Genomic DNA, 17,794 nt, shown 5'->3' on the forward strand with positions numbered 1-17,794 from the left:
GACTTGGCCTTGGCGGTAATGGCGTCCAGATAGGGCTGGTTGCCGGAGATGATCCCATACTCGGCGGCGGGTCCGAGGAAGGCCACCAGGGTTTCGCCGCGTTCCTGAATCTGCCCTTCCAGTTCCAGCACCTTGACACTGCCCCAATAGGTGGTCAGTACCACGGCAACCAGCAGGGTGGGCAGCAGCGACAGGGCCAATACGCGGTGGCGGATGCGCCATTGCATCACGGCGTCTCCACGGTGATGCGCAGAGAGCGGGCCACCTGATGGTTGATGGACACCTGGTAGCGCTCGGTATGACGTCGCAGTGTCTGCCAGTCTTTGATGTCGCCGGTGCGAAGCAGGGTCAGGGCTTCTTCGCCGAGCATCTGAGGATCGGCGTAGATGGAGATCAGGGCGCCGGCGCGATGCAGTGCCTCCGAATGACCGATCAGCGGCGTTCCCAGCCGGTAGGTCGTCATCATGATGCTGACGATGGTCCTGGAATTGTAGATTTCGCGGTCCGGCAGGGTGAGTATGGCGTCGGAGTGCCTGGCTGCCTGAACGAAAACGTCCAGCAGATTCTGATTGGATCCTTTGATGAAAAGACGCAGGCTCGGTGGCAACGGGTCGCTCGGTGCACGGCCCTGGGGGGGGCTTTTCACCACACCAAAACGCCTGAAAGCCGGTACATGGCGGCTGGCGATCTGCATTCTCTTGTCCAGCGGAATGTCCATGAACAGGGCTGCAAAACGTGCCTGGTCCGTTGCGGAGCGGAGCAGGCGTTCATGGCTTTCCATGGGGATCATGATGCTCAGCACCCGCGCCTGGCGCGTCGAGTCGCTGACCAACTGGAGGGCCGCCGTGCCTGAGGTGATGATCAGACATTGCGCACAGTCGAAATGGCGCATCCAGTGTCCTGCATCGGGTGCACCGACAGAGATGAACAGGGGCGAAGGATGGGCCAGGCCGCGGCGCAGGGGCTCGTAGGCGCGCTGGTGGATTTCGTTGTCCTGGCTGGCTACAAAAAGGAGGCGGGGGAGTCCTTCCTGAAAAACATCCATGGCATGGAGGCGGGGCGTGCAAAGCATCAGCCCGGCCAGCAGGGTCATCGTCAACAGTGTGTGAAGCGGGGCAATCCTTGTCATGGGTGCGGCAGATTCGGAGCGGGATCGAGCCCGTCGGCAGCAGGGTTCCGTGCAGTGGCAACATGCGCGCGGGTGCTTGAAGCGTCAACGGTCGCCGTCCGGGTTCCAGAATCACGTCGGCGTGTTTCTAACTGCAGGGACAGCGTGTTTATAATGGGGTCCGTCTCGTGAGGTTGTTTCTGCATGAATTATCCAACCCTGGAATCTTTCGTAGGCAATACGCCCCTGATCCGTCTGCAACGTCTGCCAGGGCAGACCACCAATACCATTCTCGCCAAGCTGGAAGGGAATAACCCGGCCGGCTCCGTCAAGGATCGTCCGGCCCTGCACATGATACAACGGGCCGAAGCCCGAGGTGACATTCGCCCCGGCGATACCCTGATCGAGGCCACCAGCGGCAACACGGGTATCGCCCTGGCCATGGCGGCAGCGATCAAGGGGTATCCCATGATCCTCATCATGCCGGCGAACATGAGTGCGGAACGCCGGGCCGCCATGAAGGCCTTTGGAGCACAAATCGTCCTGGTCAGCAAGGATGAGGGCATGGAGGGCGCCCGCGACCTGGCCCAGCAGATGCAGGCCGAGGGCAAGGGGCGGGTGCTGGACCAGTTTGCCAACCCGGACAATCCCCAGGCCCACTATGAAACCACCGGGCCTGAGATCTGGCGCGATACCCAGGGCCGTGTGACCCATTTCGTCAGCGCCATGGGGACCACCGGCACCATCATGGGGGTCTCTCGCTATCTCAAGGAACAGGATCCCGGGGTGCGGATCGTCGGTGTGCAACCGGCGGAAGGTGCTGCCATCCCCGGCATCCGGCGCTGGCCGGAGGCCTATCTGCCCAGGATCTTTGATCCCGCCCGGGTGGATACGGTGCTGGACGTCGGTCAGGTCGAGGCGGAAGACACCATGCGTCGCCTGGCCACGGAGGAGGGCATCTTCGCCGGTGTCTCCTCCGGCGGAGCTGTAGCCGCGGCCCTGCGTCTGTCGGCCGGTCTGGAGAATGCGGTGATCGTCGCCATCATCTGCGACCGGGGGGACCGCTACATCTCCACCGGGGTCTATCCGGCATGAGTGTCGCGCTGTCCGAGCCGGTCATGGTCTTCGACATCGAGACCATTCCCGATGTGGCAGGGGGGCGCCGGCTCCTGGGTCTGGAAGGCCTGGGGGATGCCGAGGCCGCCAAGGCCATGTTCCAGCTGCGGCTGCAGAAGACCGGGAGTGAATTCCTCGCTCATCACCTGCATCGGGTGGTGGCCATCTCCGTGGTGCTCGCCACCCGGGATCACCTCAAGGTCTGGTCCCTGGGCGGGCCGGAGTCCGACGAGGCCGAGCTGGTCAGGCGCTTTTTCGAAGGCATCGAGCGCTATGCGCCCACCCTGGTGACCTGGAACGGCGGTGGTTTCGATCTGCCGGTGCTTCATTACCGCGGCCTGCTGCATGGGGTGTCGGCCCCCCGCTACTGGGATACCGGCGATGATGATCGCAATTTTCGTTACAACAATTATCTCTCCCGTTACCACTGGCGCCACCTGGATCTGATGGATGTGCTAGCGGGCTTCCAGATGCGGGCCAATGCCCCCCTGGACGAGGTGGCCACTTTGCTGGGCTTTCCCGGCAAGATGGGCATGAGCGGCGCCCACGTCTGGGATGCCTGGCTGGCCGGCGATATCCAGGGCATCCGCCATTACTGCGAGACGGATGTCCTCAATACCTATCTGGTTTATCTGCGCTTCGAGCATCTGCGCGGTCGCCTGAGCCCGGAAGGGCTGGCGCGCGAACAGGCCCGTCTGACCGACATGCTGACAACCGCATCCGAGCCTCATCTGCATGAGTTTCTGGCGGCCTGGCAGGGCGCTTCCTCCACCTGAATCGATCAAGTCAAATCCATCCATGAGCTCCAGACGCCGATCCCGACTGCCCCAGGAGGCAGTCCAGACCCGTATCGACACCATCACCCACGAGGGGCGAGGTGTTGCCCGCATTGAGGGCAAGGCCGTCTTCATCGATGGTGCCCTGTCCGGAGAGCGTGTCACCTTCCGGTATCACAAACAGCATCGCCGCTATGACGAGGGTCGGGTGGAGGCTGTACTGGAACCCTCGCCGGACCGGGTCGAACCCCGTTGTCCCCATTTCGGCCTCTGCGGTGGCTGTGCCCTGCAGCACATGGATCCGGCGGCCCAGGTGCGGGCCAAACAGCAGGTCCTGCTGGATGATCTGCGGCACATCGGTGATGTGAGCCCCGCAGAGATCCTGCCCCCCATTACCGGCCCGGTCTGGGGCTATCGTCGCAAGGCCCGGCTGGGGGTGAAGCACGTACCCAAGAAAGGGGGCGTACTGGTGGGCTTTCGGGAAAAGGGCAGCCCCTATCTGACGGAGCTGACCACCTGCGAGGTGCTGCACCCGGCGGTGGGGCATCGGATTTTGGTGTTGCGCGAACTGATGGGACGGCTGCAGGCACGGGACCGCATTCCCCAGATCGAGGTGGCCGTGGATGACGCCGATCAGGTGGCCCTGGTGTTCCGCAATCTGGATCCACTGAGCCTGGGTGATCAGGAGATCCTGACCGACTTCGGAAAGGAGACGGGGCTGCAGGTCTGGTTGCAGCCGGGGGGGCCTGAAACCATCACCCCGCTCTGGCCGGCGTCACCCCCGGTGCTGACCTATGGCCATCCTGGGTACGGCACCCGGGTGCCGTTCGCCCCCGTGGATTTCTTCCAGGTAAACACCCCCATCAATCGGACCATGGTGCCACGGGCATTGTCACTTCTGGAGGTGGCACCGGCACACCGGGTGCTGGACCTGTTCTGTGGTCTGGGCAATTTCACCCTGCCTCTGGCGGGGCTGGCCCGGGAAGTCATCGGCGTGGAAGGGGATGCGGCCATGGTGGAACGGGCCCGGCTTAATGCGGTCGAAAACGGTATCGACCATACCCGTTACCATGCCGCCGATCTGGCCGGGGACCTGAGCAATGCCCCCTGGCTGGATGGTCCGGTGGATCGGGTGCTGCTGGATCCACCCCGTTCCGGTGCCCGCGAGGTGCTCGCACCGCTGGCCCGTCTGGGCGCCGAGCGGATGGTCTATGTCTCCTGCAACCCGGCCACTCTGGCGCGGGACGCGGGTGAGCTGGTCCATCGGCACGGGTATCGTCTGATGGCCGCTGGTGTCATGGACATGTTTCCCCACACGGCCCATGTGGAGTCCATGGCACTGTTTGTCCGGGCCTGAACAACGGAGGCAGTGCCGCCATGATCGATACCACCACCCTGGTCCTGGGCAAGGGACTGCTGACGGCCGCCGTGCTGCTGGGCCTGTGCGGCTGGCAGGTCCTGTCGGTGCGCCGCGCCCTGGCGGCGCGACGGCGGGAACGGGAGTCCCCGCCGTCGGACCCATCCTGATGCCGGCTCGGATCAGATGTCCCGCAGCAGTTCGTTGATGCCCACCTTGGAGCGGGTCTTTTCATCCACCCGCTTCACGATCACGGCGCAGTAGAGGCTGTACTTGCCGTCCTTGGACGGCAGGTTGCCGGACACCACCACCGAGCCGGCGGGGATGCGGCCGTAGGTCACTTCGTCCTTCTCCCGGTCGTAGATGCGGGTGCTCTGGCCGATGTAGACCCCCATGGAAATCACCGAGCCTTCCTCTACGACCACCCCTTCCACCACTTCGGAACGGGCGCCGATGAAGCAGTTGTCCTCGATGATGGTGGGGGAGGCCTGCAGGGGTTCGAGTACACCGCCGATGCCCACGCCGCCGGACAGGTGGACGTTCTTGCCGATCTGGGCGCAGGAGCCCACGGTGGCCCAGGTATCCACCATGGTGCCGGCATCCACATAGGCGCCGATGTTCACGTAGGAGGGCATCAGCACCACGCCGGGTGCGATGTAGGCCCCGCGCCGGGCGGTGGCCGGCGGCACGATGCGCACGCCGCTTTCCCGCAGTTCACGGGAATTACTGTCGGCCCACTTGGCGTCCACCTTGTCGTAATAGTGGGTGAACCCCCCCTTCATAACCTGGTTGTCATTGATGCGGAAGGACAGCAGTACCGCCTTCTTCAGCCATTCGTTCACCACCCACTGACCGTCACGCTTTTCGGCCACCCGGGCGGAACCCCGGTCCAGCATGTCGATGGCCTCCATTACCGCATCTTTGAGGCGGGTGTCGGCATTGCGTGGGTTGATCTCGACGCGTCTTTCAAAAGCGTCTTCGATGAGGGTCTGGATGTCGGTCATGGAAAAACTCCGCTGATACGGTGTGATGAGGGTAATTATAGGCCGCAGAGCGGCAGGTTCAGTGATCCGCCAGCAACGCCCGGATGCGCTCCGCGGCTTCCACGCATTCCGCCAACGGCGCCACCAGGGCCATGCGCACCCGGTTGCGACCGGGGTTGCCGGCAGCGGTCTCCCTGGACAGGTAACTACCGGGCAGGACGGTGATGTTTTGGCGGACAAAGAGTTCGCGTGCGAAGTGCTCGTCATCCATCGGGACTTCCGGCCATAGATAGAACCCCGCATCGGGGCGGCTCACGGGCAGGACATCGCCCAGGATCTCAAGGACCGCGTCAAACTTGCGGCCGTAGAGGTCCCGGTTTGCCTGCACGTGGGCCTCGTCATTCCAGGCGGCGATGCTGGCGGCCTGGGTGGGCGGCGCCATGCTGCAGCCATGATAGGTCCGGTACTGATGAAAGGCCGCCATGATGCCGGCGTCACCAGCGACGAAGCCCGAGCGCAGCCCCGGTAGATTGGAGCGCTTGGACAGGCTGTGGAAGACCACCACTCGGGCAAAGTCCCGGTATCCCCGACGGGCCGCTACTCCCAACAGGCCCGGCGGTGGCGGCTGGTCGTTGAAATAGATCTCGGAATAGCACTCGTCCGCGGCGATGATGAAGTCATGGCGATGGGCCAGTTCCAGTACTCGGGCCAGGTAGTCCTCCGGCATGACGCTGCCACCGGGATTGCCCGGGCTGCAGAGGTACAGGAGTTGGCAGCGGTCCCATTCCGCGGGGGTGATGCGATCCAGGTCCGGGAGAAAGCCGTTCTCCGGCAACAGGTCCATGAAGCGGGGTCTGGCACCGGCCAGCAGGGCGGCCCCTTCATAGATCTGGTAGAACGGGTTGGGCATGAAGACGTCCGCCGGCTGCCTGCCGCGATCCACCACGCACTGGGCCAGGGCAAACAGCGCCTCCCGGGTGCCGTTCACGGGCAGGATATGCCGATGCGGGTCGAGCAGACCTTCGGGGAGATCGAAACGACGGTCGGCCCAGCCGGCGATGGCCTCGCGCAGGGCATCCTCACCCCGGGTGAGGGGATAACCCGACAGACCATCCAGATGGTCGATGAGGGCATCCCGGGCCACGGCGGGCGCCGCGTGCCGGGGCTCGCCGATGGACAGGGCGATGTGCCCGAGTCCGGCCGGCGGCGTCACCCCCTGCTTGAGGGCGGCCAGCTTCTGGAAAGGGTAGGGTTGCAGTCGATCCAGATCGGGGTTCATCAGGGCCGTGTCGTCGATGGTCTGTTAAACGGCGCGACAGTATACGCCATTCCGGCACGGTCCGGCCGGGCGTCATGCAGTCTGGGCGGCGGCCGGATCCTGCAGCGCCTCCCGTAGGCGCTGCGCGATCCGTTGCTGGCGTTCCGGGTCCTGGATGGGCTGGTCATCCAGGTCGGTGACATAGAATACGTCATCGGCCTGTTCCCCGGCGGTGGCGATCTTGGCATTGTAGACCTTGACGCCGCAGTCCATGAGGACGATGCCGATCCGTGACAGCAGACCCGGCCGGTCAGCGGTGGAAATGGACAGCACCGTGCGGTTGTGGTGGGGCTGGGGGGCGAAACTGACCTGGGTGGCCACGTCGAAATGCTTGAGCCGGCGGGGGGTGGTGCGCCGGATGACCCCGGGGCGTTTGTCCGGGTCATTGAGTCTTTCCCTGAGCAGTCGGCCGATCTCCTGGACCCGGAATGCGCTGGCGATGGGCTGGCCGGTATCTTCCAGTACCAGGAAGGTGTCCAGGGTGCGATCGGTACGGGTGGTGATGATTCTGGCGTCCACGATGTCCAGCCCCAGCTGGGTCAGGGCGGTGGCGGTCAGGGCAAAGAGATGGGGGTGATCCCGGGTGTAGAGGAATATCTCGGTACTGCCGCGGGCGGTTTCCTGGCGCACCAGGACCAGGGGCAGGTCCGTTTCATCCACCTCATGGATGGCGCGGGTATGCCAGGCGATCTCGTCGGCGGAATGGCGCAGAAAGTATTCTGCATCGAAATGACCCCAGATCCGCAGGCAGTCGGACGCTTCCAGTCCCTGGGCCTTGAGCAGCTCCAGGGCATGGGTCTGTACCTCGCCCACCAGTTCGTCCTGCCCCGGCGGGTTGTCCAGGCCGCGACGCAGCATGCGCTGGGTGGAGGCGTAGAGGTTGGAGATCAGCGAGCTTTTCCAGGAATTCCACAGTTGTGGATTGGTGCCCTGGATGTCCGCCACGGTCAGCAGGTAGAGGTGGTTCAGACGCATGCTGTTACCCACCTGGCCGGCGAATTCCATCACCACCGCCGGATCGGAGATGTCGCGCCGCTGCGCGGTCAGGGACATGAGTAGATGGGCCTTCACCAGCCATGCCACCAGGTTGGCGTCATGGACCGCCAGGCCATGATGCAGGCAGAAGGCGTGTGCCTCGTCGGCACCCAGTTCGGAATGATCACCGTCGCGCCCTTTGGCGATGTCATGAAAGAGTCCCGCCAGATAGAGCAGTTCGGGTTTGGGAATCTGGCGAAAGATCCGCGCGCATTCGGGCAGTTCGCTCTCATGCTCGGGCGCGGCGAACCGCCTGAGGTTACGGATCACCCCCAGAATGTGTTCATCCACGGTATAGATGTGGAACAGATCGTACTGCATCCGGCCCACGATCATGCCGAAGGCGGGCAGATAGGCGGCCAGTACCCCGTAGCGGTTCATTCGCCGCAACTGCCGGGTGACTCCATGGGGCTGGCGCAGGATTTCCATGAACAGGGTGCGGCAGGCGAGGTTGTGGCGAAAGTCATCGTCGATCAGATGGCGCTGGGCGCGGATCTCGCGGATGGTGGACGCCCGGATGCCCTTGAGTTCCGGGTGTTGCTGCAACAGCAGGAAGGTCTCCAGCAGGGCCGGGGGGTACTGGCGGAAGACCTGCGGGTGGGTGATCTCCAGAAAGCCTCGCCGGGCCTGAAAGCGGCGATTGATGGGTACCACCTCGTCACTATGGTCCTCCAGCAGGATGGCCTCGCTGAAGTGCTGCAGCAGCATTTCATTCAGACGTTCCAGCCCCATCACCGTGCGGAAATACTGCTGCATGAACTGCTCCACGGCCAGATTGTGGTCCTGGTCGGTGAAGCCCAGCAGGTTGGCAAGGCGGCGCTGAAAATCAAACAGCAGACGGTCTTCCTTGCGGCCGCTGAGCATGTGCAGGGCAAAGCGCACCCGCCACAGACAGCTCTGTCCGGCCACCAGATCGTGACATTCCGCTTCGGTGAGAAAGCCATGGGAGACCAGTTCTTCCAGGGCGCTGGCGCCGAAGTGGCGCTGGGTCACCCAGCCGATCATCTGGATGTCCCGCAGGCCGCCGGGGCCTTCCTTGAGGTTGGGTTCCAGGCGATAGGCGGTTTCGCCGAAGCGCTGGTGCCGGGCCTCCTGTTCCGTCAGCTTGGCGGCGAAGAACGCGCGGCTGTTCCACATGCGCTCCGGGGCGATCCGCTGCCGTAGGGCCTCGAACCGGCCTGCCGGCATCAGCAGGGGGCGTGACTCCAGCAGGTTGGTGGCGACGGTGATGTCCCGGGCGGCTTCCCGGGTGCAGTCATCCAGGGTGCGCACGCTGTGCCCCACTTCCAGGCCGATATCCCACAAGAAGGTGAGGAACTGCCCGATCCGCTCTTCCTGTTCCTGATTCAGGGGCGTATCGAAGAGCACCAGGATATCGATGTCCGAGCCGGGGTGAAGCTCGCCCCGGCCGTAGCCGCCTACGGCCACCAGGCCCAGGCCGGTTTGCCGGTGCAGCGACAGGGCTTCCCAGGCCGCCACCAGCAGGCGATCCATGGCAGCCGCGCGGGCATGAACCAGGTCGGTGACGTCAACCCCGTCCGTGAAGGCAGTTTCCAGGTCCTTGCGGATCCGGGTGACCAGGGCCGCATAGTGCTGACGGTCCGGCGGTTGCCGAGGGCGCAGGGTCTGGTATGCCGCCTCCCAGCCCAGGCGGTGGGCGATATGGTCCGGCAGGGGGATCAAGGGGCTCATGCAGATCGGCTCAGCGAAGTGGGGTCTCGTCCCGGCGCAGGGTGAGGACCTCATGACCGTCTTCGGTCACGAGGAGGGTGTGCTCCCACTGGGCGGACAGGCTGTGGTCCTTGGTGACGACGGTCCAGCCGTCGGCCAGGAGGCGGGTATGACGCTTGCCCACGTTGACCATGGGTTCGATGGTGAAGGTCATGCCGGGTTTGAGTTCCACCCCTTCGCCGGGGCGTCCGAAGTGCAGCACCTGGGGATCTTCGTGGAACTCCCGGCCGATGCCGTGACCACAGTATTCACGCACCACGCTGAAGCGCTCTCCCTCTACAAAGGTCTGGATGGCATGGCCGATGTCGCCCAGGCGGATGCCCGGCGCCACCATGGCGATGCCGCGCCACAGGGCTTCATGGGCCACATCCACCACCCGCTGGGCCTGAACGGAGGGTTTGCCGACGATGAACATGCGGCTGGTGTCCCCGTGGTAACCGTTGCGGATCACGGTGATGTCGATATTGATGATGTCGCCGTCCTTGAGGCGGCGGTCACCGGGAATGCCATGGCAGACCTGGTGGTTGATCGATGTGCAGATGGACCGGGGAAAGCCGCGGTAGTTCAACGGGGCGGGGACGGCCTTCTGCACCTGGGTGATGTGTTCGTGGCAGAGCCGGTCCAGTTCACTGGTCGTGATGCCCACCTGCACGTGGGGGGCGATCATGTCCAGGACCTCGGCGGCACAGCGGCCGGCCAGACGCATTTTCTCGATTTCTTCCGGGGTCTTGATGATGACGGGCATGCTTTGGGAGGGTCCAGGGGTAAAACGCCTCGGCCGGTGCCGGTTTCGCTGGGCGGGCCGCGCTATGCGTTTGTTGTGAAAGACCGTTTATGGTATAAAGCGCCCGCGCTCCATGCAAACCAAACTGCGGAGCGCAGTTCATCCGACCTTTACGTTTTATGAATCCACACATGCGCCGACACGTTCAGCGGGGTGCCCCTGAAAGGGGTTGCTGATCGGGGCGCATGGAGGCCCAACCCTGAGGAGATCTTCTCATCATGCCTAACGTGACCATGCGTCAAATGCTCGAAGCCGGTGTCCATTTCGGTCACCAGACCCGTTACTGGAACCCCAAGATGGATCAGTACATCTTCGGGCATCGTAACAAGATTCACATCATCAATCTTGAAAAGACCCTGCCCCTTTTCAATGATGCCATGAATTACCTGGGTAAAATGTCTGCCAACGGCGGCAAGATCATGTTCGTCGGCACCAAGCGCTCCGCCCGTGACCTGGTGGCCGAGCACGCCCAACGCTGCAAGATGCCCTACGTCAACCACCGTTGGCTCGGCGGCATGCTGACCAACTTCAAGACCGTGCGTGAATCCATTCGTCGTCTCAAGGAACTGGAGACCATGAAGGAAGACGGCACCCTGAACCGCCTGAGCAAGAAAGAGGCCCTGATGCGCACCCGCGAGATGGAAAAGCTCGAGCGCAGCCTGGGCGGCATCAAGGACATGCCCGGTCTGCCGGACGCCATGTTCGTAATTGACGTGGGCTATGAGCGCATCGCCATCAGCGAAGCCCGCAAGCTGGGCATCCCCGTGGTGGCCGTGGTGGACAGCAACAACTCCCCTGAAGGCGTTGACTATGTCATCCCCGGCAACGACGACGCCATGCGTGCCATCCAGCTCTATCTCGCCGCGGCGGCCGAAGCCGTGACCGATGGTCTCAACGTCGCCCGCACTACCGCCTCCAGCGAGTTTGTCGAGGTGGAAGGCGCCTCCGCGCAGCCCGCGGTAGAAGCTGCCGACAAGTAACACGCTGCCGGGACTGCTCCGTGCATCGGGGCAGTCCCGGCGACACAGATTTGATTCAGGAGTGACCCCATGCAGATTACCGCATCCATGGTTAAGGAACTGCGCGAGCGTACCGGCGCAGGCATGATGGAATGCAAGAAGGCGCTGACCGAGGCCGGTGGTGATATGGACGCCGCCATCGAGCAGATGCGCATGTCCGGCGCCGCCAAGGCCGTAAAGAAGGCAGGCCGTGTGGCTGCCGAAGGCCAGGTGATGGTGGCCGCCGGCGAAGACGGCCGTCGTGCCGCCATCGTGGAAGTGAATTGCGAAACCGATTTCGTGGCCAAGGATGACAATTTCCAGGCCTTCGTGCGTCTGGTGGCCGACACCCTGGTTGCCCAGGCACCCGCCGATGTGGAGGCCCTGATGGCCCTGTCCACCCCGGAAGGCACCCTGGAAGAGGTCCGTGCCGGCCTGGTGGCCAAGATCGGCGAGAACATTCAGGTGCGTCGCTTTGAAGTGATCGATAGCGAAGGTCGTCCGGGCCATTATCTCCACGGCACCCGCATCGGTGTGCTGGTGGACATGACCGGCGGTAACGAAGATCTGGCACGTGACGTGGCTATGCACATCGCTGCCAGTCGTCCGGTCTGCGTCGATGAGTCCCAGGTGCCCCAGGAACTGCTGGAGCAGGAAAAGAACATCTTCCGCGCCCAGGCCGAGGAAAGCGGCAAGCCTGCCGAGATCATCGAGAAGATGATCGGTGGCCGCATCAAGAAGTATCTGGCTGAAATCACCCTGGTGGGCCAGCCCTTCGTCAAGGAACCCGACAACACCGTGGGCAAGCTGCTGCAGGATGCCGGCGCTCAGGTGAGCCGTTTTGTCCGCTACGAAGTGGGTGAAGGGATCGAGAAGAAGGTGGAAAATTTCGCTGAAGAAGTGATGGCCCAGGCCAAGGGCGCTTGATATCTTCTGTATCCTGATGGCGGTGGCTCCGATCATGGGGCCACCGCTGTTTGCATGAGTGTTCCGGTTCGCCGGCGGCACCCGGTTACAGGCTCCACATAATACAAACAAGGTTTCCCATGAGTGACGACAAGCGTCCCGCCTATAAGCGTATCCTTCTGAAGCTGAGTGGCGAGGCCCTGATGGGTGACCTGGATTTCGGCATCTGTCCGAACATCCTGGCCCGGGTCGCTCGCGAGGTGTCTGAGCTCAGTCGCCTGGGCATTGAGGTGGCCATCGTCATCGGCGGCGGCAATATCTTCCGCGGCGCCGGTATGGCGCAGGGTGGCATGGACCGGGTCACGGCCGACCACATGGGCATGCTGGCCACGGTCATGAATGCCCTGGCCATGCAGGATGCCCTGGAGCGGGAAGGCAAATTTTGTCGCGTCATGTCCGCCCTCAAGATCAACCAGGTCTGCGAGGACTACATCCGTCGTCGTGCCGTGCGTCATCTGGAAAAGGGCCGCATCGTGGTCTTTGCCGCAGGTACGGGTAATCCCTTCTTCACCACCGACACGGCGGCCAGTCTGCGGGCCATCGAGATGAACACCGACGTCATGATCAAGGCCACCAAAGTGGATGGCGTCTATGACTCGGATCCCATGACCAATCCTGATGCCCGGCGCTATGAGCGTCTCACTTATGAAGAAGTGCTCAGCCGCCGTCTGGGCGTCATGGATGCCACGGCCATCGTGATGTGCCGGGACAATGACATGCCGTTGCGGGTCATCAACATATTCAAGGAAGGGGACCTGATGCGCCTGATCATGGGCGAGAACGTCGGTACCCTGGTCGAGAGAGGTTGAACAGCATGATTGAAAGTATCAAGAAGGATGCCGCGACCCGCATGGGTAAGAGCATCGATTCCCTGCGTCAGGAAATGGCCAAGATCCGTACGGGCCGTGCTCATACCAGCCTGCTGGACCACGTGATGGTGGAGTATTACGGCAGCGAGGTGCCCATCCACCAGGTGGCCAACGTGGGCGTGGAAGATTCCCGCACCCTGACCGTGACCCCCTGGGAGCGTCCCATGGTGACCAAGGTGGAGAAGGCCATCATGAACTCCGACCTGGGCCTGAATCCCTCCACCATGGGTGCCGTGATCCGTGTTCCCATGCCGGCTCTCACCGAAGAGCGTCGCAAGGACCTGGTGAAGGTGGTTCGCCATGAGGCGGAAAACGCCCGCGTGGCCATCCGCAACATTCGTCGTGATGCCAACAACGAACTCAAGAACCTGGTCAAGGACAAGTCCATTTCCGAGGACGAGGATCGCAAGGGCCAGGAAGAGGTGCAGAAGCTGACCGACCAGTACATCGCCGAAGTGGACCGGGTGCTGGCGGAAAAAGAAAAGGAACTGATGGCTGTCTGAGCCTCGGGATGAATCGCAGATAGTGACTCAACCGCCCGCCAGTGCATCGGGTATACCGCGTCATGTGGCCGTTATCATGGATGGTAACGGCCGCTGGGCCCGTGCCCGTCATCTCCCCCGCACCGAAGGTCATCGTCAGGGCGTCAATGCCGCCCGCATGGTGGTCCGTGCCTGTGCCTCCCGTGGGGTCAAGGTGCTCACCCTGTTTGCTTTCAGCAGCGAGAACTGGCGTCGCCCCCGTCACGAGGTGGGGACCCTGATGGAACTGTTCGTGGGCTCGATCCGGCGCGAGTTGCCGGAGTTGGAAGAGAAGGGCATTCGCCTGCGATTCATCGGTGATCGCAGTGCCTTCTCGGCCCGGCTGCAGGAACGCATGGCGGAGGCGGAGCATCGCACCCGCGACAATACCCTGATGGACCTGGTGGTGGCCGTGAGCTACGGTGGGCGGTGGGACATTACCCATGCCGCGGCCGCCGTGGCGGAAAAGGTCCTTACCGGTGAGCTGACACCCGAACAGATCACGCCGGAGATCCTTGAGGGGCATCTGTCCACCGCGAGCCTGCCTGACCCCGATCTGTTCATTCGTACCGGGGGCGAAAAGCGGGTGAGCAATTTTCTGCTCTGGCAGCTGGCCTATACGGAGCTGTTCTTTTCCGACGTGCTCTGGCCGGATTTCAGTGAGGATGACCTGAACCAGGCCTTTGCATGTTTTGCCGGCCGTCAGCGCCGTTTCGGGTACATCGAAGAGCAACTGGCCGGAGGCGGTGGTGCTTAAACAGCGAGTGATAACCGGCCTTTTGCTGGCCGTGGTGGTGTTTTCGGCAGTCCTGTTGCTGCCGTCCTTCTGGTTCGGCCTGGCGGTGTTTGCCGTGTGTCTGGGCGGTGCCTGGGAATGGGCCCGCCTCTGCGGCCTGGAAACAGGCCGGCAACGGGGGCTTTATGTGGCCGGTGTTGCCGCCCTGGCCGGGCTGGGTGCCCTGCTGGCCTTCGGTCTGGAGCAGATCTGGCCGGTGGCGCTGGGGGTGTTGTGGTGGGTGGGGGTGCTGGTGGTGCTGGCCGCCTATCAGCCGGTTGCCCGGGGCGACCGTACCCTGCTGCGGCGCTATGGTCTGGGTAGTGCCGGAATATTGACCCTGGTGCCGGCCTTCATTGCCCTGGTCTGGTTGCATCAGGTGCAGCCGGCGCTGGTGCTGTATCTCATGCTGCTGACGGCCACGGCCGACAGCGCGGCCTATTTTGCCGGGCGTCGTTTCGGTCGCAACAAACTGGCGCCCCGGATCAGTCCCGGCAAGACCCGTGAAGGCTTGCTGGGGGCCTTGATCGCCGTCGTCCCCTTCGGTTTGCTGGGCGCCTGGTACTTTGGCGTGATCCCCACGCTGTGGTTCTTCTTCGTCTGCCTGTGTCTGGTGACGGCCCTGGTGTCCGTGGCGGGGGATCTGTTTGAAAGCGTGCTCAAGCGCGAAGCCGGCGCCAAGGACAGCGGCAGCCTGCTGCCCGGTCATGGCGGTATTCTGGATCGCATCGACAGCCTCACTGCGGCAGCCCCCGTCTTCCTGATGGGCCTCCTGTGGGGCGTAATTATGGCAAGATAGTCCTGCAGACGGCGAAAGCGGTCTTGGCCGGGTCCGGCTTGCCGTTTCACCCCAAGATCAGTTTACCGGGAGACTTCCAATGAGTGCTTCACCAAAGGGCGTCACCGTCCTTGGCGCCACCGGAACCATCGGCGTCAACACCCTGGACGTCATTGCCCGCCATCCGGACCGCTATCGTGCCGTGGCCCTCACCGCCAACGGAAATGTGGAACGGCTGCTGGAACAGTGCCGGACCCATCGCCCGGACTATGCGGTGGTGGCTGACCCCGAACATGCCGGTGCACTGGAGGCCGGCATTCGCGCCGCCGGCCTGTCCACCCGGGTGATGGCCGGCCCCGAGGCCTTGGCCGAGGTGGCCGGCCTGCCGGAAGTCGATTACGTCATGGCGGCGATCGTCGGCGGGGCAGGGCTGCTGCCGTCCCTGGCCGCCGCCAAGGCGGGCAAGCGGGTGCTGCTAGCCAACAAGGAGGCTTTGGTGATGTCCGGGCGCCTATTCATGGATCAGGTACGGGCCTCGGGTGCTCGGCTGCTGCCCATCGACAGCGAGCACAACGCCATCTTTCAGTGCATGCCGCCGGACTTTTCCCGTGGGTTGCCCGAGGTGGGGGTGGAAAGGATCCTCCTGACCGCCTCCGGCGGCCCCTTCCGGCGCTTGCCCGCTGAGGATCTGGAGGATGTCACGCCGGATCAGGCCTGTGCCCATCCCAACTGGGTCATGGGCCGCAAGATCTCGGTGGATTCCGCCTCCATGATGAACAAGGGCCTGGAACTGATCGAGGCCTGCTGGCTGTTCGACACCACCCCGGAGCGTGTCGAGGTGGTGCTGCATCCCCAAAGCGTGATTCATTCCATGGTGGCCTACACCGACGGCTCCGTGCTGGCCCAGTTGGGCAACCCGGACATGCGTACGCCCATTGCCCATGCCCTGGCCTGGCCGGAACGCATCGCCTCCGGGGTGGCGCCGCTGGATATCATGGAGATCGCCCGCCTGGACTTCGAACGGCCCGACATGGACCGTTTCCCCTGTCTACGCCTGGCCTACGAGGCCTTCAGCGCCGGCGGTACCGCCACTGCCATCCTCAATGCGGCCAACGAAGTGGCCGTGGATGCCTTCTTGTCGGCGCGTATCCGCTTCACCGATATCCCCCGCCTGATCTCCCATGCCCTGGAGACCCTGCCTCACCAGGAGGCCGATTCCCTGGAGCGGATCCTGGAGGCGGACCGGGAGGCCCGTGAGGTGGCGGCGGCCGCGGTGCGTGAAGGCCGATTTCGTGAGCGTTCGCTGAATTCATGAGCATCCTGATCAGTATCCTGGCCTTCATCGTCGCCATCGGTTTGTTGGTGACGGTGCATGAATTCGGCCATTACTGGGTGGCCCGGCGCTGCGGCGTCAAGGTTCAGCGCTTTTCCATCGGCTTCGGCCGTCCCTTGTGGACGCGGGTGGCCGGTCGGGATCGCACCGAATATGTCATTGCCGCCATCCCCCTGGGCGGCTACGTGAAGATGCTCGATGAGCGGGAAGAGCCCGTCTCCGACGCCGAGCGTCATCGCGCCTTCAACCGTCAGACCGTGGGGCGGCGCATGGCCATCGTCGCCGCCGGTCCGGCAGCGAATTTCCTTTTTGCCATCCTCGCCTACAGCCTGATGTTCATGGTGGGGGTCAGCGGCATCAAGCCCGTGGTGGGCCATGTGGAGCCCGGTTCTCTGGCGGCCGAGGGTGGCTTTGAGGCGCGGGACCTGATCCTGCGGGTGAACGACGCCGAAACAGCTACCTGGGAACTTGCCGCCCTGAATCTGCTCGAACAGGGCCTGGATGGCCGCCGTGTGGACGTGCTGGTGCAGGATGCCGAGGGCAGGGAGGTGATCCGCTCGCTGGACCTGAGCGATCGGCGCCGCCTGCTGGACGAAGGGCCCTTGCTGGACAAGCTGGGCATCGTCGCCTGGCATGCCTGGTCGGAGCCGGTGCTGGGCGAATTGGTCCCCGCCGGCGCCGCAGCCCGTGCCGGACTATGGACGGGGGACCGGATCCTGCAAGCGGACGGCGTTCGCATCGACAGCTGGCAGTCCTGGGTGGCCCATGTTCAGGCCCGCCCCGAGCAGTCGATCGAGCTTTGGATCGAACGTGAAGGCCGCAGTGAGTTCCTGGTCATCCGCACCGACAGCCGTGCGGTCAATGGCGAGCAGGTGGGTCTGATCGGCGCCTATCCCCAGGTGGACGAGGCGGCCGCCGAGGCCATGCGGGCCCATGTTCGCCATGGCCCCTGGATCTCGTTTGCCCGGGGGGTGGAGCGGACCTGGGACATGAGTGTCATGACCCTGCGTGTCATGTGGCGTCTGCTCACCGGTGAGGCGGCGGCGAGCAATATCGCCGGACCCATCAGTATCGCCGAATATGCCGGCGTGACCGCCGTGATCGGGGTCTCGGCATTTCTGGGCTTTCTTGCCATCGTCAGCATCAGTCTCGGGATCATCAACCTGCTGCCGATCCCCATACTCGACGGCGGTCATCTGCTGTACTACTGCGTGGAGCTCATCAAGGGCAGTCCCGTGTCACCGACGGTGGAGGCCATCGGTCAACGGGTCGGGATCGTGCTGATCGGTCTTTTGATGACGCTCGCGTTCTACAACGATTTCATGCGAATCCTGGGTTGAAACCGA

The 17,794-nt window shown here is 63.5% G+C and carries 18 protein-coding genes; 12 read left to right on the forward strand and 6 right to left on the reverse strand.

Annotated elements, in window-relative coordinates; genetic code table 11:
• Positions 1 to 227 (reverse strand): hypothetical protein (locus tag LQ952_RS04410; protein WP_238621449.1); only part of this gene is annotated, 227 nt, incomplete at its 3' end.
• Positions 227 to 1,129: a hypothetical protein gene (locus LQ952_RS04415; protein WP_238621450.1), complete on the reverse strand. Its 903-nt coding sequence runs from the start codon at positions 1,127 to 1,129 to the stop codon at positions 227 to 229. The genes LQ952_RS04410 and LQ952_RS04415, both read right to left, overlap by 1 nt.
• 183 nt (positions 1,130 to 1,312) lie before the next feature.
• Between LQ952_RS04415 and cysM the strand changes: the two genes are divergently transcribed.
• Genes cysM through LQ952_RS04435 form a run of 4 tightly spaced genes read left to right on the forward strand, consistent with a single transcriptional unit; the run spans position 1,313 to position 4,527 of the window.
• Positions 1,313 to 2,203, forward strand: coding sequence for a cysteine synthase CysM (cysM, locus tag LQ952_RS04420; protein WP_238621451.1), 891 nt, complete (start codon positions 1,313 to 1,315; stop codon positions 2,201 to 2,203).
• Positions 2,200 to 3,000, forward strand: coding sequence for a 3'-5' exonuclease (locus LQ952_RS04425; RefSeq protein WP_238621452.1), 801 nt, complete (start codon positions 2,200 to 2,202; stop codon positions 2,998 to 3,000). Before cysM ends, LQ952_RS04425 begins: the two co-directional genes overlap by 4 nt.
• Before the next feature lie 22 nt (positions 3,001 to 3,022).
• Positions 3,023 to 4,357 carry a 23S rRNA (uracil(1939)-C(5))-methyltransferase RlmD gene (rlmD, locus tag LQ952_RS04430; protein WP_238621453.1) on the forward strand — a complete coding sequence of 445 codons (1,335 nt, stop codon included), beginning with the start codon at positions 3,023 to 3,025 and terminating at the stop codon, positions 4,355 to 4,357.
• Positions 4,358 to 4,377: 20 nt separating this feature from the next.
• Positions 4,378 to 4,527 (forward strand): hypothetical protein, encoded by a 150-nt coding sequence (locus LQ952_RS04435; protein ID WP_238621454.1) that lies wholly within the window; start codon positions 4,378 to 4,380, stop codon positions 4,525 to 4,527.
• 12 nt (positions 4,528 to 4,539) lie between these two features.
• Here LQ952_RS04435 and dapD read toward each other — a convergent pair whose 3' ends face one another.
• The 4 genes from dapD to map all read right to left on the reverse strand — a co-directional run bounded on the left by dapD (position 4,540) and on the right by map (position 10,169).
• Positions 4,540 to 5,361, reverse strand: coding sequence for a 2,3,4,5-tetrahydropyridine-2,6-dicarboxylate N-succinyltransferase (gene dapD / locus LQ952_RS04440; RefSeq protein WP_238621455.1), 822 nt, complete (start codon positions 5,359 to 5,361; stop codon positions 4,540 to 4,542).
• Positions 5,362 to 5,419: 58 nt separating this feature from the next.
• Positions 5,420 to 6,619, reverse strand: coding sequence for a succinyldiaminopimelate transaminase (dapC, locus tag LQ952_RS04445; RefSeq protein ID WP_238621456.1), 1,200 nt, complete (start codon positions 6,617 to 6,619; stop codon positions 5,420 to 5,422).
• Positions 6,620 to 6,691: 72 nt separating this feature from the next.
• Entirely contained in the window at positions 6,692 to 9,385 is a 2,694-nt protein-coding gene (gene glnD, locus LQ952_RS04450; RefSeq protein ID WP_238621457.1) for a [protein-PII] uridylyltransferase, read from the reverse strand.
• Positions 9,386 to 9,395: 10 nt separating this feature from the next.
• On the reverse strand, positions 9,396 to 10,169 hold the full coding sequence (gene map, locus LQ952_RS04455) for a type I methionyl aminopeptidase (RefSeq protein WP_238621458.1): 774 nt from the start codon (positions 10,167 to 10,169) through the stop codon (positions 9,396 to 9,398).
• A 257-nt stretch (positions 10,170 to 10,426) separates the two neighbouring features.
• Between map and rpsB the strand changes: the two genes are divergently transcribed.
• From rpsB to rseP, 8 genes are all read left to right on the forward strand, one after another.
• Positions 10,427 to 11,188: a 30S ribosomal protein S2 gene (rpsB, locus tag LQ952_RS04460; RefSeq protein WP_238621459.1), complete on the forward strand. Its 762-nt coding sequence runs from the start codon at positions 10,427 to 10,429 to the stop codon at positions 11,186 to 11,188.
• Positions 11,189 to 11,257: 69 nt separating this feature from the next.
• Positions 11,258 to 12,133 (forward strand): translation elongation factor Ts, encoded by an 876-nt coding sequence (gene tsf / locus LQ952_RS04465; protein ID WP_238621460.1) that lies wholly within the window; start codon positions 11,258 to 11,260, stop codon positions 12,131 to 12,133.
• Between the two features lie 119 nt (positions 12,134 to 12,252).
• Entirely contained in the window at positions 12,253 to 12,981 is a 729-nt protein-coding gene (pyrH, locus tag LQ952_RS04470) for a UMP kinase (protein WP_238621461.1), read from the forward strand.
• Between the two features lie 5 nt (positions 12,982 to 12,986).
• Complete coding sequence (frr, locus tag LQ952_RS04475) at positions 12,987 to 13,544, forward strand: ribosome recycling factor (RefSeq protein ID WP_238621462.1); 558 nt, start codon at positions 12,987 to 12,989, stop codon at positions 13,542 to 13,544.
• Positions 13,545 to 13,566: 22 nt separating this feature from the next.
• Positions 13,567 to 14,319, forward strand: coding sequence for a polyprenyl diphosphate synthase (uppS, locus tag LQ952_RS04480; protein WP_347402046.1), 753 nt, complete (start codon positions 13,567 to 13,569; stop codon positions 14,317 to 14,319).
• Positions 14,312 to 15,136 (forward strand): phosphatidate cytidylyltransferase, encoded by an 825-nt coding sequence (locus LQ952_RS04485; RefSeq protein WP_238621464.1) that lies wholly within the window; start codon positions 14,312 to 14,314, stop codon positions 15,134 to 15,136. Before uppS ends, LQ952_RS04485 begins: the two co-directional genes overlap by 8 nt.
• A 79-nt stretch (positions 15,137 to 15,215) precedes the next feature.
• Positions 15,216 to 16,430, forward strand: coding sequence for a 1-deoxy-D-xylulose-5-phosphate reductoisomerase (gene ispC / locus LQ952_RS04490; RefSeq protein ID WP_238621465.1), 1,215 nt, complete (start codon positions 15,216 to 15,218; stop codon positions 16,428 to 16,430).
• Positions 16,427 to 17,788, forward strand: coding sequence for an RIP metalloprotease RseP (gene rseP / locus LQ952_RS04495; protein WP_238621466.1), 1,362 nt, complete (start codon positions 16,427 to 16,429; stop codon positions 17,786 to 17,788). Before ispC ends, rseP begins: the two co-directional genes overlap by 4 nt.
• Positions 17,789 to 17,794 lie beyond the last annotated feature (6 nt).

The sequence above is a fragment of the Ectothiorhodospira lacustris genome (assembly GCF_022227785.1).
Lineage (GTDB): Bacteria > Pseudomonadota > Gammaproteobacteria > Ectothiorhodospirales > Ectothiorhodospiraceae > Ectothiorhodospira > Ectothiorhodospira lacustris.